Origin of the sequence: Salegentibacter sp. T436 (genome assembly GCF_001932675.1) — a bacterium.
GTDB classification, from domain to species: domain Bacteria; phylum Bacteroidota; class Bacteroidia; order Flavobacteriales; family Flavobacteriaceae; genus Salegentibacter; species Salegentibacter agarivorans.
Genome location: NZ_CP012872.1, coordinates 2,508,724 through 2,523,618, shown reverse-complemented (window position 1 = coordinate 2,523,618; position 14,895 = coordinate 2,508,724). Strand labels below are relative to the sequence as shown.

The 14,895-nt window shown below is 34.1% G+C and carries 13 protein-coding genes; 9 read left to right on the top strand and 4 right to left on the bottom strand.

The genetic code is table 11. From position 1 onward, the window contains the following. Positions 1–2: 2 nt before the first annotated feature. Positions 3–3,644: a chemotaxis protein CheB gene (locus AO058_RS11025; protein WP_075326609.1), complete on the bottom strand. Its 3,642-nt coding sequence runs from the start codon at positions 3,642–3,644 to the stop codon at positions 3–5. Positions 3,645–4,032: 388 nt separating this feature from the next. Here AO058_RS11025 and AO058_RS11020 point away from each other — a divergent pair, with 388 nt between their 5' ends. Genes AO058_RS11020 through AO058_RS11010 form a run of 3 tightly spaced genes read left to right on the top strand, consistent with a single transcriptional unit; the run spans position 4,033 to position 6,539 of the window. Then, the gene (locus tag AO058_RS11020; RefSeq protein ID WP_075326608.1) at positions 4,033–4,812 is read left to right on the top strand and encodes an MlaE family ABC transporter permease; all 780 of its coding nucleotides are present in this window, start codon (positions 4,033–4,035) and stop codon (positions 4,810–4,812) included. Positions 4,813–4,814: 2 nt separating this feature from the next. Beyond that, on the top strand, positions 4,815–5,546 hold the full coding sequence (locus AO058_RS11015) for an ABC transporter ATP-binding protein (RefSeq protein ID WP_075326607.1): 732 nt from the start codon (positions 4,815–4,817) through the stop codon (positions 5,544–5,546). 6 nt (positions 5,547–5,552) lie between these two features. Next, entirely contained in the window at positions 5,553–6,539 is a 987-nt protein-coding gene (locus AO058_RS11010; RefSeq protein ID WP_075326606.1) for an MlaD family protein, read from the top strand. Positions 6,540–6,599: 60 nt separating this feature from the next. Here the strand turns inward: AO058_RS11010 and AO058_RS11005 are convergent, their stop codons facing one another. Beyond that, on the bottom strand, positions 6,600–6,863 hold the full coding sequence (locus tag AO058_RS11005) for a zinc ribbon domain-containing protein (RefSeq protein WP_075326605.1): 264 nt from the start codon (positions 6,861–6,863) through the stop codon (positions 6,600–6,602). Between the two features lie 56 nt (positions 6,864–6,919). Further along, positions 6,920–7,330 (bottom strand): hypothetical protein, encoded by a 411-nt coding sequence (locus AO058_RS11000; RefSeq protein ID WP_075326604.1) that lies wholly within the window; start codon positions 7,328–7,330, stop codon positions 6,920–6,922. Between the two features lie 318 nt (positions 7,331–7,648). On the opposite strand from AO058_RS11000, the gene AO058_RS10995 reads away from it, so the two are divergent. After that, positions 7,649–8,656 carry a Crp/Fnr family transcriptional regulator gene (locus AO058_RS10995; RefSeq protein WP_075326603.1) on the top strand — a complete coding sequence of 336 codons (1,008 nt, stop codon included), beginning with the start codon at positions 7,649–7,651 and terminating at the stop codon, positions 8,654–8,656. Between the two features lie 337 nt (positions 8,657–8,993). On the opposite strand, the gene AO058_RS10990 is transcribed toward AO058_RS10995, so the two are convergent. Beyond that, positions 8,994–9,617 (bottom strand): WG repeat-containing protein, encoded by a 624-nt coding sequence (locus AO058_RS10990; protein WP_198036108.1) that lies wholly within the window; start codon positions 9,615–9,617, stop codon positions 8,994–8,996. A gap of 181 nt (positions 9,618–9,798) precedes the next feature. On the opposite strand from AO058_RS10990, the gene AO058_RS10985 reads away from it, so the two are divergent. The 5 genes from AO058_RS10985 to AO058_RS10965 are packed head-to-tail and all read left to right on the top strand — an operon-like array spanning position 9,799 to position 14,601. Next, complete coding sequence (locus AO058_RS10985; protein ID WP_075326601.1) at positions 9,799–10,653, top strand: universal stress protein; 855 nt, start codon at positions 9,799–9,801, stop codon at positions 10,651–10,653. A 12-nt stretch (positions 10,654–10,665) separates the two neighbouring features. After that, positions 10,666–11,514, top strand: coding sequence for a universal stress protein (locus AO058_RS10980; RefSeq protein ID WP_075326600.1), 849 nt, complete (start codon positions 10,666–10,668; stop codon positions 11,512–11,514). Between the two features lie 2 nt (positions 11,515–11,516). Continuing rightward, positions 11,517–12,350, top strand: a complete 834-nt coding sequence (locus tag AO058_RS10975; protein WP_075326599.1) for a universal stress protein — start codon at positions 11,517–11,519, stop codon at positions 12,348–12,350. A 36-nt stretch (positions 12,351–12,386) separates the two neighbouring features. Continuing rightward, entirely contained in the window at positions 12,387–13,223 is an 837-nt protein-coding gene (locus AO058_RS10970; RefSeq protein WP_075326598.1) for a restriction endonuclease, read from the top strand. A gap of 4 nt (positions 13,224–13,227) precedes the next feature. Then, entirely contained in the window at positions 13,228–14,601 is a 1,374-nt protein-coding gene (locus AO058_RS10965; protein WP_075326597.1) for an MBL fold metallo-hydrolase RNA specificity domain-containing protein, read from the top strand. The last annotated feature ends 294 nt before the right edge of the window (positions 14,602–14,895 follow it).

Sequence of the window (14,895 nt, the reverse complement as noted above, 5' to 3'; positions counted from 1 at the left end):
AGCTATGCTTTTAATTTAAAATAAAAGGTACTGCCCACACCTACCTGGCTATCTACCCAAATGGTACCTTCGTGTAGTTGTACAATTTTCTCTACGTGCGCCAGGCCAACTCCCGTACCATCATTTCCATTGGTTTCTTTCACACGGTTAAAAATGGTAAAAATGTTCTTTTTATCTTCTTCAGAAATTCCGTAGCCATTATCCATTACCGAAAAAACCCAAAATTTACCTTCGCGATAAGCTGCAATACGAATATCGGGATTGCGTTCTTTTGGAGTATATTTTATTGCGTTACTTATTAGGTTTTGAAATAACAGGCGTAATTCTACTTCGTAACCCATAATTTTTGGAAGCGTACCAGCATTTACTCTGGCATTGGTGTCCTTTATTCTTTTACCGAGATCATATTTTACAACCTCAACAACTTCTTTTATGTTCACCAGGCTTTTTTCTCCATTTCGGCCAATTCTGGAGTGTTCCAGTAAAGCTTTAATTTGTTCTGAAAGTCTTGTAGAAGCATCTTTTATATACTTCACATAATCTTTTCCTTTTTGGTCTAATTGCGAAGAATACATTTTACCCAAAACATCACTACCAAATTTAATGGTAGAAAGTGGCTCCTGGAGATCGTGAGAACAAATAGATACAAATTGTTCCAAATCTCTATTAGCACGTTCAAGATCTTCGTGCTGCTGCTTTAGTTTTAATTCAGCATCTTTTAGAGCAGAAATATCAACGCAGGTGTACCTAATGGTCATTATCTTACCATCAGTATCTTTTTCGGCAGTAGCATTTAATATAACCGGAAGTAAATCTCCTGTAGCAGTTAACATTTCCTGCTCCATATTCACAATAACACCGGTATCTTTGAATTCTTTATTAGATTTTAAAGCTCTTAGTTGAGACTCTTCGTTATAAAGATCAAAAACAGGTTTATCTATTAAATCTTCTTTAGAGGTATATCCCAATCTACTAACAGCCATCTCGTTGCATTGTACAATTAACTGGGTTTGAGGGTCTACACTAATATGAATTACCGGGTCTTCTTCGTAGAAAGATTTAAAACGTTTTTCACTGGCAATTAATTTTTCTTTAGAACGTTGCAGCAATCCTACATCTATAAATGTTATCACTACCCCATTCACTTCATCGTTAGAATTAATGTATGGAGAAATTCTGCGCAGATAGTAAGTCCCATCTTTGGTCATAATTTGCTTTTCCAGAATTTTGCCGGTTCTAAGTACTCGTTTGCAACGCGTAATTAAATTGCTTTTACCCATACTGGACGTAAAGTGCTCTATTGGCCGACCTTCATCAGATTCTATTAAGTTAAAATGCCTTTGTATAGCAGGGGTAAATTTTCTTATTCGTAGTTCATCATCCAGGAAAATAACGCCAATTTCTGTACTTTCAAGCAGGTTATTCATATCGGCGTTTAATGCAGCCAGATCATCAACCTTCTGAAGATTTTCTGCATTTACTGTATTAATCTCTTCGTTTACACTTTGCAATTCTTCATTGGTACTTTGCAATTCTTCGTTAGAAGCCAGGAGTTCTTCATTTGCTGCCTGTAACTCTTCGTTACTGGTTTCAATTTCCTCCAAGGAAGTTTGCAGTTCTTCTTTAGTCTCTTTGAGCTCCTCTTCAAGATCTGCAACAAATTCTTTGGTGCGATTGGTAAGTGTAAGTTTATCGAGTGTTTTAACCTCTTTTAGGTTTACTTCCTTCTCTACAAAAATAATTACAAAACTTGCGTTTGAATCTTCAAATTTATACTGATAAGGTTTTATTATAATATCTACCGATTTTTTTTCACCATTATGATCAAAAGCAGCATCCGGATACCTTAAATTCTCATTATTCTTTTTAGCTTTTTTTACGCTACTTTGAATAATAAACTTTAGATCTACGCCCAGCATATCTAAAAGATTCACCGAAAAGCCATTTACCGGTAAGTTTGCATATTTTCTAAACTCCCCTACCGCCTGTAAAATATTAAAATCGTTATCTATAAAAACACTGGCACCGCCAAAAGTTTCTAAAATAGTTTCATGTAGTTCTTCGGTGAGTTTATTTTTAACTGGATTTGATGTTTTTCTATAATTTGGCCTTTGAATTTCTTTTGTATTAGAAAGTGACCTACTTTGAGAAGTTGCTGCAGAAATATTTGAGTTTAGACGCTTATCAGCATTTTCATTTTGATAAATTCTAGCCGAACGATTTATCACCTTAAAGTTATTTTTTTGGGACGAAACATTTTCTGAAGTGCCCAAAACCAAATAACCGCCAACTTTTAAAGCATATTGCAAAAAGTTTAAAGCTTTATTCTGAATTCCGGGTTGGAAATAGATTAATAGGTTTCTGCAAGCCACCATATCCATATTGCTGAAAGGTGGGTTTTTAATAATATTATGCCTTGAGAAAACCACCATTCGGCGCATCTTATCAATTACCTTATAACCGTTGGGCTCGCTTATAAAATATTTCATTAATAAATCTGAATCGATATCGGCCACAATACTTTCAGGATAAAATGCTTCACTTCCAATATCGAGGTGTTTTTGCGAAATATCTGTCGCAAAAATCTTTAGATCTATACTTTTTCGTTGCTTTTCAATTTCTTCATTAATAAGCATGGCAAAAGAATAAGCTTCTTCTCCACTGCTACAGGCAACATCCCAAAGTTTTATAACCTCTCCATCCTTTTTTTCTTCTACCAGTTTAGGAATTACCTCTTCTCTAAGTATTTTCCAAACTTTTGAATCTCTAAAAAACTTGGTAACCCCAATTAAAAATTCACGATGTAAAATTTCTACCTCCTCATCGTTATTTAATAAAAATTGATAATAATCTGAAAGGCTATTGCATTTACATACATTAACCCTTCTGGCAATTCTACGGGCAAGCGTAGCGTGTTTATATTCCCTAAAGTCAAGACCTGTTTTTTCGTCTATAAAGCGAAGAATTTTCATTAATTCGCTTTCATTGTAATTATAATCACCGTCTTTGAAATGAAAAACTGCGGGAGAATCTATAAAATTCTTAAGCTCCAGCGCCATATTAGAAATTGGTAATACATAATCTACCAATCCTGTATTTATAGCACTTTGCGGCATCCCGTCAAACTTAGATTCTTCGGGATCCTGCACCATAATCATTCCGTCGCGTTCTTTTATAGCCCTTACTCCTCGGGTACCGTCACTGCCGGTGCCGCTTAAAATTATTCCTATAGCTTTTTCTTTACGTTCTTTAGAAAGTGCTTCAAAGAACATATCTATAGGCAGGTTTAAACTTTGATCTTTAGGTTTTTCTACCAGGTGAAGTTTATTATTTTCAAAAGATAAATTATTGGCCGGCGGAATTAAATAAATATGTCCCTGCTTCAGCTTCATTTTATTCTTAATCTCCCGAATAGGCAGGTTGGTGCTCTTTTTAAGAAGTTCTCCCATCATACTTTTATAGTCTGGGGAAAGATGCTGGATAACTACATAAGCATTCTTATCGGTTTCGGGTATGTCTTTGAAAAAAGCTTTAAGCGCTTCCAGCCCCCCGGCACTTGCACCTACAGCAATAACACGCGGTTCGTCAATTTTAAGCTTAGTTTCTAACTCCGATTTAGAAAGATAGTTATTTACTTTTGTCATTTAGAAATGATTAAGTCAGTCTTATATAATTAAAAAGGCAAACACCAAAAATATATGTTAAGTCAGAGAAATGTGAACCCATTTGCCATTTATATTAACAAAATCGCCTTAAAACTGCGGATTGCACCACTTCACAGTGTCAAAATTTAATTTTTTAAAAAGCTAAAATTAACAAGTTTTTTAAAATTAAAATGTTAAAAAAATATTTTAGTTCGTTCCGGTAACTTCCAACTCTATCTAAATTTTTCCCTTATAAGCTTTAATAAGCTGATTTATATCATTTCTATTAAAAGCGTTTAGAACTAAATTTACCTGGTATTCAAGCAGTTCTGTATTCAATTTATTTGAATAAAAATAAATACCTGGTTCTCTACTGAAATAATCTAAGATGAAAATACTATCCTCATATCAATCGGGTTTAAGTTCGTTTTTCCTGGAGATCGGGGAAATGGGGAAGTTTACCGGCAGGTATTTTAGAGAACTTTTTAGTAGGCCGTTTGAGTTCAGGGAATTCCTGAAACAATGCTACCAAATGGGCAATAAATCTTTGCTTTTAGTTAGTGTGACAGGATTTATTTTAGGCCTTGTGTTTACCCTACAATCCCGCCCTACCCTAATGGAATTTGGTGCGGTTTCGTGGATGCCGTCTATGATAAGTATTTCTATAGTTAGAGAAATTGGCCCGGTGATTATCGCCATTATTTGTGCCGGAAGAATTGGTTCAAGTATTGGAGCCGAACTAGGTTCTATGCGGGTTACCGAGCAAATAGATGCTATGGAAGTTTCAGGAACAAATCCGTTTAAATTTCTGGTAGTAACCAGGATATTGGCCGCTACCTTTATGCTACCCATTTTAGTAATAGTTGGAGATTTTGTGGCCTTAATTGGTTCTGCAATTATAGAGAACATAAAAGGTGACGTTTCTTTTACACTATATTTTAACCAGGTATTTGCCGCGCTGGAATTTACAGATCTTCTTCCGGCAACGGTAAAAACTTTTTTCTTTGGGTTTGCCATTGGCCTGGTAGGTTGTTTTAAAGGATACAATAGCAAAAAAGGCACCGCGGGAGTTGGGAAAGCCTCCAATTCTGCCGTGGTTTTTACTTCTATGCTACTGTTTGTACTGGATTTTATCGCCGTTTTTATCACTGATATTTTTTATAACTAAAAATGGAAAATAAAGCCGTAATAGAAATAAAAGAACTGTACAAAAGCTTTGGCGATGTTGAAGTTTTAAAGGATTTCAATTTAAATTTATTTGAAGGTGAAAACCTTGTTCTAATGGGAAAATCGGGTTCAGGGAAATCGGTGATGATAAAATGCCTGGTAGGTTTAATGGATTTTGACAGGGGCAGTATTAAAGTTTTAGGGAAAGATATTTCTAAAATGAAACAAAACGAGCTGGATGAAATAAGAACCGATATAGGTTTTTTGTTTCAGGGCAGTGCTTTATACGATTCTATGACGGTTAGGGAAAATTTAGAATTTCCGCTAAGAAGACATAGAAAAAACTCTGAAAGAAAAACTGAAGAACTGGTAAAAGAGGCGCTGGAAAATGTAGGCTTGCAACAAACTATAGACCTAATGCCCGCAGAACTTTCGGGAGGGATGCAACGTAGAATTGCTTTAGCAAGAGCACTTATTCTTAAACCAAAGATTATAATCTACGACGAACCCACAACGGGTTTAGACCCAATTACCGCAAAAGAAATTATTTTATTGATGATGAATATTCAGAAAAAATATGCAACCTCATCTATAATAATTACTCACGATGTAGATTGTGCAAGGGTAATTTCTAACCGAATGATCTTATTACTTGACGGAAAAAATTATGCTGAAGGAACTTTTAACGAACTGGCAGCATCTGGTGATCCAAAAATTAAAGCATTTTTTAAATAAAAAGCTATGAAATCAAATTCTGCACAAAATATAAAACTTGGGGTTCTCATTATTTCGGGGCTTATTATTTTCACCCTTGGAGTTTTCTTTATTGGAAACAAGCAAAACCTGTTTGGAGATTCCATTCTGGTAAGTTCTGTTTTTAAAAACGTAAACGGATTGCAATCGGGGAATAATGTTCGTTATTCTGGTGTGAACGTTGGTACGGTAAAAGAAATCAAATTTTTAAATGATACGGCAATTTGTGTAGATATGCTTATTAATAGGGAAGCCGGAAATTTAATTAAAAACAATGCACTGGCTACCATAAATTCAGACGGACTAGTTGGAAGTATGGTTTTAAATATTTTACCCTCAAGCCAGGCACCTTCTCCCACCATCAAGGAAGGCGACACACTTGCTTCAATTAGCCAGGTGGCAACTGCCGATATGCTAAACACCCTGAATAAAACCAATGAAAATGCAGCATTATTAACCCAGGATTTATTAAAAATTACAAATAGTATAAATTCTGGAGAAGGCGTTTTAGGAGATTTACTCAAAGACAAAACCCTGGCTAAAAATGTACAGGAAAGTGTTGAAAACTTAAATGAAACAACCAAATCTGCCAGGTTGGGATTGGCAAAACTAAATGGAATTTTAAATAATGTAGATTACGAAAATTCTGTGGCGGGTTTGCTTCTTAGCGACACCAGTGCACAAAAAAGTTTCAGCACAATTATTAAAGATTTGGAAAAAACATCTTCGCAAATAAAGGGGATTAGCGTAGATCTGGGGGAATTTTCTAACAATCTTAATTCAGAAAAAGGAGCGCTTAATTATGTGCTAAAAGACAGCAGTTTTGTGAATCATTTAGATCAAAGTATGGAAAATATTGAAGAAGCTACCCATCGCTTTAACGAGAATATGGAAGCTTTAAAGCATAATATTCTATTCCGTGGATATTTTAGAAAACTGGAACGCCAAAAAGCGCGAGCCGAAAAAGAAAATTAATAATTAATCTTCTACAGAAATTTTCTTTTTAAAACGAAATATGCTTCTGGAAAGGAAGAATTAAATATGTTCCATTCGCCACCGTTTAAGCTCGGGTAGCTTTTTTATAAGTTGCCGGGCTTCTTCCAGACTAATATCTTCGTGCATTTCTGCCATTTCTAATAATTTCACTTCTAATTGATGTAGATTAAGCGATTTATCAGTAAAAGCGCCATCCTCGTAACAGTCACGACAATAATCGGGATTTTCTGATTTATCGCGATTTGTACCTACAGTGGCTTTTGTAAATGGCCAGCCACAACTTTGGCAAATTAAGGTTTTCATCAGCTAATTTTATTAAAATATACGAAGAAAAATTAATATAATACGTTCAATTTTAATCATTTAAAAAGCAGCATTTTTAATTTTGAAAGCATAATAAGCTCAGATTTATTTTTTCCTGCAAACGAAGCTGCAATAGCATCTGCTGTTTCCCAAATTAACTGTTTAATTGGCAAAGTAAACAAGCCTTCATTTTCCTTTTTGTATTGTCTAAACTCCTTAAATGCCCATGTTGCTTCAGGAGAATTTTCTTCAAGCCAATCAAAGACCATTTCAATCTTATAGGCTTCATCGGTTCCATATTCGTCAGTTTTATTATCTATTGGCACCCATTTCTTTTGCACCAGATTGTTAAGCGTTTTAATCTCTTCGGCTTGCACTACTTTATCAGAAGCCGCAATGGCGTAAAAAAGCATCCCGATATTCTGATAAAATTCTTCGGTGAAGACTTGTTTTTTCGATAGTTCCATAATAAAAATTTTACTCGCTTAGCGAGAGTTAATGCTACGCGATTTTCTCGAAATAATTCGCTCTTTAAAGATAAGTCTCAGAAACTTAGCTGAAAATGATAAAAATCAGTTTTTATGCGGAGGTATTCTTTTTCTAAAGAATAGCAATAATAATTAAACATCTGAATTTCGGCTGTTTAAATAATTTCTCCGCTATCTACGTTTTAAAAATAACTTTGTATATTTAGGTGTTGTTTAAAGCATTTCCCCAACTTCCCCCCGCCTGGAATGCGAAACAATCCCCAATCAACGTATTCTTAATATTTAAGCTCTGCAGGGATGAAGCGTATTCTATATATTTTAGATAAAACTTCCAGTCATCTAATTCCAGATGAATTGGCGATGAACCTCGATTATAAATTTATATACTCAAATTCCCCAACAAGCTTAGAAAGTTTATTAATAAAAAATAAACCAGATTTGCTTATTTGGGCAGTAAAAAACCCTATTCCACCTAAAGTAATTCATAGAAATCCCGGGATTTTAAAGCTTCCTATACTTTCTATTATTGCTGAAACCGGCACCCAAAAACCCCTTCATAAAAAACATCGCTTTTTAGCAGAGAATTCTTCGAAACAGGAGCTAAAGAAGAAAATTTTATTTCTCACCAATGCTAAAATGGAAAATTTTAGAGCATCTAAAAAGCCAGACAAATCTTTAGTTCCAAATATTGAAGCTTTAAAAAGTTATATGGAAAAAAAGGGTGAGTTAATAAGCCTGGATAAACATAAAATATTATTTCACGAAAACTGGCATTCCAGTTTTATCTATTTAATTAAACAAGGTTTGGTTAAAACCTCCAGGATGGACCAATTGGGAAAAGAATTAATTACTGGTATTTACCGGAAAAATGACTTATTGGGACTTTACGGATTTCATAAGCATCCCGTTGCAACTGAAATGGCAACCACCTTAGAAGCTTCTCAATTTTACAGGATCTTATATACTGAATTTAGGGAAATACTACAGCAAAACCAGGAGTTAAGCCTGGATTTAGCCCAATATTTAACCGATACGGTTTTAGAATTAAAATCACAACTTTTAGAAATGGCTTATGCGTCGGTATTAAAAAAAACTTCTAATACTATTCTTCAGTTTGCAGAAGAAATGCAAAACCCAGAATTTAAAGGACTTAATATTTCGAGAACCGATTTGGCCAGTATAGCCGGTATTTCTACCGAAAGTTTTATTCGAAGCCTTTCCAGCTTAAAAAAAGAAGGAATCATTGCAATAAAAGGTAAAAAAATAAACATCCTGAAACCAGATAAACTACAGGAAATCACATAGTCCTAATTTTTTGTTAAATACTGATTTTCTGACATTTGTCATTTTTTTTAAGTATGTTTTCGTCTATTTTTAAAACAGGAAATTTATCTATATATATTCAAAAATTTGTTTTTCCTAAACTCGCAGAGTTGGAAATCAAATTAGAAGATATCAAAGGTATTTTTTAACCTGATATACAAATTTTATTTCGTGTAAGATCACTGATATCAAACCAGTGTTAAAGAATAAACTTAATATCTTCTTAAGAAACAGGAGGCAATGGTCTCCTGTTTCTGTTTTTAGAGCTTTCTTTCTATCCTATTTACAATTAAATTTAAGCAACTATAAAAGGAACTTTTTAAAACTTATGAATTCGCCATTTTTTATTGGGACCTTTTACACTTAGCAAATTCTCGCCCAACCATTTTGCATTAATCTCTGGTGCCTCTCGTAGTTTTTGTTTAGAAACAGCTACTGGAAAAGGCCCTTCTAAATATTTTAGTACTTCCCCATCCTTATCAATAAGAACTACATCATATTTATAAGACAGCACATTCTTACCCAAAAGCTGGTTCTCACCAAGTCTCTCTTCTTCTAGCTTTAATGCCAAGGCTTTCCCCTTAGAAAAGTTGCTTACATTTAGAAATTCAGGTTCAATTACTGTTTTTCCTTCAGCATTTATAAAACCATAATAGTTAACGCCATCTTTCTTTTTACTAATAATAGCCCTTTCTTCTTTTAGTTGAGGATATTCAATTCCCGCAACGCCAATTCTATTATTTTTAGGGTTCTTATTCATAACGAGATCGTTTCTAAGTTCAAACAGCACCTCGCCACTCGTATCTATAAAACCCCAATTATCGCCTAATCTTACCGTACTAAAACCATCTTCCAGATTGGAAACAAAATCAAATTCTTTCGGTTCTTGCGCAAATAACACAAACGGAATACTTATTAAGATTCCTAATATTAAATTTTTCATCTTCAAAAGTTTTAAAATTACCATTAAATGTATTTCAAAATATTGATAATAAATATGATACACGTCATACTAAGCTAAAACTTTCTTCTCCTGTAAAAGCTTAAAATTAAATTACAAACTGATTTTCCTCATAGTTTAAACTTAGGTGTTCTCTTAACTTTATTATTCAAAGTCCAAGAAGATGAGAAAGATAATCTTACCCACCGATTTTTCAGAAAATGCCTATAACGCATTGCGATTTGCCTGCCAGCTTTTTAAATATGAAAAGAGTGAAATAATTCTTTTAAACACTTACGCCGATAAGGTGTATACCGATGAAAATCTGTTAAGTAAAGAATTGATAGATGAGCTTAAAGCGGTTACCAAAACAAAGGCCGAAATGGCTTTAAATGAAATTAGCACTAAGGTTCACGACGAATTTTGCAATCCCAGACATAAAGTTAAATATGTAGCTGCATTTGGTGATCTGGTAGACGAGGTAAACAGCCTGGTAAATTCAGAAAATGCCGATCTTGTTATTATGGGTACTCGTGGGGCTACAAACGATAGGAAACTTGGTTTTGGGAGTAATACTTTACTTGTTTTAAAATATGTGCAATGCCCGGTTTTGGCCATTCCAGAAAATTTTAGCTATCAGGAGCCAAAAAATATCTTATTTCCAACCAATTTTTTAATTCCGTATCAAAAACGTGAATTGAAAGTTGTGGGAGAAATTGCTCGCGATTTTAAGTCTGTTATTCATTTTCTGTATTTATCTAAACATAAGGCAACTTCAGCAAGACAAAAGGATAACCTGGAATTCTTGCACGAGCAATTCTATAATATTCGCTTAGAAAAACACCAAAGTGAAGAGTTGCAAAAGGAAAAAGCAATAGAAGAATTTATAGTAAAAAATAATATAGATCTTTTGGTGATGGTGAATTCCCGTCACACTTACTTAGAAGATATGCTCCTTACTTCTACCATAGATAAAGTGGGTCTCCATCCTAAAGTTCCACTACTGGTATTACAAAATTTTAATAGGGAATGCATTTAAAATTTAGAAATCATGAAAAAAATACTTTTACCCACAGATTTTTCAGAAAACGCTTATAACGCGATTTCTTATGCCATTAAAGCATTTAAAGATGTAGAATGTACTTTTTATCTTCTAAATACATATACCCCGGTTTTGTATGATTCTGAATATATTTTATACAACAGTACACAACCTAATCTCGCTGAAGCTTATAAAAAAAACTCCCTCACAGGATTGCGAAAAGTTGAACGGAAGATTTATCGTGATTTTAATAATCCAAAGCATAATTTCGAAAAAATTTCAGCTTTCAATCTCCTTATTGATGAGATGAAAGAACAGGTGAAATCTAAAGAAATAGACCTGGTAGTAATGGGAACTCAGGGTGCAACCGGGGCTGAAGAAATCTTAATAGGTACCAATAGTGTGCACGCAATTAATAAGCTAAGAACGCCATTTTTAATGATCCCTTCGGGATATCAATATCAACCTCCGGTAAATATTCTATTTCCCACAGATTTTGAATTGAATTTTAGCACTGCGCAACTGGAACCAATTTTAAATTTAGCCGAAGAGCATACCTCAAAGCTTAATATTTTGCACGTTTATTTTGGAAAAGACCTAGACCAAAATCAGGAAAAAAATAAGAAGAACCTCAGCAAAATCCTGGAAGATACTTCGCACCAATTTTATACAATTGAAGACAAAAGCGTACCAAAAGCTATAAAAAAATACCAGGAACAGCACGAGGTAGATTTACTTTTTATGGTCAATAACAAGCGTAGCTTTTTTGAAAATCTTCTTTTTAGACCGGTAGTTAATAAAATAGGTTTTCATATTAAAGTACCCTTTATGGTCATTCAATCAGGAAAATTCAACTAGTTATGAAAAATATACTCATCCCCACAGATTTTTCGGCTAACGCCTGGAAAGCTACCGTCTACGCCTTTAGTTTATTTCAAAATGAGCTGTGTAATTTTTATTTTTTAAATGCCTGCAAACCCGAATTCTATACTCCAGATATTAATGGCGCTAGTTTAGCCCAGGCAAAAAGCGAAAATAAAGTCCTGATGAATAAGTTGCTGAAAGAAGTAGCTATAATTAATAAGAATCAAAACCATAGGTTTAAGTCTATAATTATAGAATCCTGGTTAAACGATGCGGTTGTTGAAATTCAAAATGAAATAATTTTTGATCTTATAGTAATGGGAACAAAAGGAGAAACCGAAGCAGACGACAGGATTTTTGGCACAAATAGCATGAATGTAATTGAAACCGTAGACCATATGCCGGTTTTACTTATACCAGAAAATTGTGTGTATGTACCCGAAGTAAAAAAAGAACTGGTATTGGCAACCCGGTTTGATAAATCATTTTCAGATTATGAGATAAGTTTTTTAATAGATATGGCTAAGAAATTTAAGGCCTGTATTAGGATTCTTTATATTCAGGATACCGAAAATTTATCTGAAGAACAGCTGAATACAAAAGAAGAGCTACACAACTATTTTAAAGATGTTTCCCATAGTTTTCACACCCTAACCAATATTGAAGTTACCAAAGGAATTCACAGTTTTATTCAAAGTAGAAATAGTGATGTGTTGGTTTTGAACCATAAAAAAAGAGGCTTTTTTCAAAATTTATTTTCAAAATCTCTACTAAAAGAATTAGGGAAAAAACCCCAAATTCCTATGCTTTTTATGCCTTCAGATCTATAATTTTTTACAAAATTAATTCTTGAAAAACCTGCAAAAATGAATATTTCCAATCTAAAAATCATAAAAGCCTCTGGTGAAAAAGCTAAATTTTCTATAGACAGGGTTGCAGAATCTTTAAGGAGGTCTGGCGCCAATGAAGAACTTATTCAAAAAACCCTGGAAAAGCTCAAAACCGAACTGTACGAAGGTATCACCACCAAAGAAATTTACAATCGTGCTTTTAATTTGCTCAAAAAAGATAATAAAACCAGTGCTTCAAAATATAAATTAAAAACCGCTATTTACGAATTGGGCCCAACCGGATTTCCTTTTGAAAAATTTATTGCCGCGCTTTTAAGTTATAGTGGTTATAAAACCCAAACCGGGAAAATATACCAGGGAAAATGTGTTACCCACGAGATAGACGTGGAGGCCAAAACAGATTCAAAACTAATTTTAATAGAATGTAAATTTCACAATGCAGGTAGAAATTGTGATGTAAAAATTCCGCTTTATATAGATTCCAGGTTTCGGGATATAAAAAATTTTAGAAGTAATGGAGAGAATAAATTAACTTTTGAAGAAGGTTGGGTGGTTACCAACACACGGTTTACATCCGATGCAGTAAAATATGCCAAATGTGCCAATCTTAAATTATTAAGCTGGGATTATCCAAAAGGCGAAGGACTTAAAGATAGAATAGACCAGTTAGGTTTATACCCTATAACTGTTTCTACCCTACTTTCAGAAAGAGAAAAAAACTTTTTGTTAAGTCGAGATGTGGTTTTGTGCCAGGAACTTATAAACGATACCTTTTACCTGGATCATTTAGGCATCAGCAATCCTCGCAAAAAGAGAATACTTGAAGAAATGAGAGATCTTTGTAAACATTAAAATTATGGAAAATCAAATAAAAATTCATTTTCTGGGAGGTTCGGGAACAGTAACGGGATCAAAATTTCTCGTAGAAACCCCCGAATTGAATTTCCTAATAGACTGCGGACTCTTCCAGGGGATTAAAAGTTTGCGGGAACTCAATTGGAAAGATTTTCCGTTTGATCCTAATAATATAGATCTCATATTGCTTACCCACGCCCACCTGGACCATACAGGATATCTCCCAAAATTGGTAAAACAGGGATATAAAAATCCTATTCTTGGCACCCTACCAACTTTAGGAATTGCAGCGGTTATTTTAAAAGACAGTGCAAAGATCCAGGAAGAAGATGCAGAAAGAGCCAATAAGGAAGAATATAGCAAACACCATCCCGCTTTGCCTTTATATACCATGAGTGATGCCGAAAAAACTATAGGTTTATTTAAAAGTATAAAGCTGAATGAGTGGCATAGAATTTCAGAAAATATAAAATATCGCTACCAGACCAATGGCCATATCTTAGGTTCAACGTTTATTGAAATTGAGATTTTTGAAAAGCGCTTTGTATTTTCAGGCGATATTGGGCGGGAAAAAGATTTACTTTTAGAAGCACCCAATAAGCCGGAATGGGCAGATTACTTATTTTTAGAAAGTACCTACGGTGATAGACTTCATCCCGAAGATGATTCAGACGAAATTTTTATTGAAGCAATTAAGGAAACCGTAAACAAAAAAGGAAATCTTATTATACCAAGTTTTGCAGTAGAACGTTTGCAGGGAATTATGTACAAGTTATACCTTTTAATCAAAAAGAATAAAATCCCAAAAATTCCTATTTACATAGATAGCCCAATGGGTAATGAAGTTCTTGGTTTATTTGAAGGTTTTAGCAAGTGGCATAAAATTGAGCAAGATGAATTTAGAAAAATGCTATCCTATTTTAATATAATCACTTCATACCGCGATACCTGGAAAACTATAGATGAAAACAGGTCTAAGATTGTAATAGCCGGCAGCGGAATGGTAACCGGCGGCCGTGTACTCACCTATCTTCGTTATTTAATAGACAAACCGGAAACCACAGTGCTATTAGCAGGTTACCAGGCCGAAGGCACCAGAGGCAGGCAGCTGGAAAACGGAGCTTCAGAAGTAAAAATCTTTGGGAAATATTGCCCGGTAAAAGCAAAAATTTTAAAGATGGAAAGTCTCTCTGCTCACGCCGATCAAAAGGAACTATTGGATTGGATGTCAGAAATAAAAAATATTCCTGAAAAGATATTTTTAATCCACGGCGAGCCCACCGCTTTAGACTCATTAAGAGTAAAAATAAAAGATCGTTATAATTATGCAGTGAGCATTCCCGCCTTTAACGATGTTGTAACGCTACAGCTATAAATTCACAAAAACTCAACGAAAACCTTTTCGTTCAATTTAGCACCTTTTTTCTGCAATAATGGCAGTAAAAATGGCAGTTTTTTAATGGAATAAAATTTAAATAAAAATTTAGGTTTTATTCCATTTTCAGCTAAAGGCATAAGTAAAACTTCCTAAATTCAATAATTCTTAACGTTTTTCATAATCTTTATTATCTCAAAAGCTAATAATAAAAGGTCTTCGATCTACCTAATTATAAGGCTTAAGCACCATCCAAGTTTATTTAAAAACCTCTGAAAACAGCTGTTTTTAGAT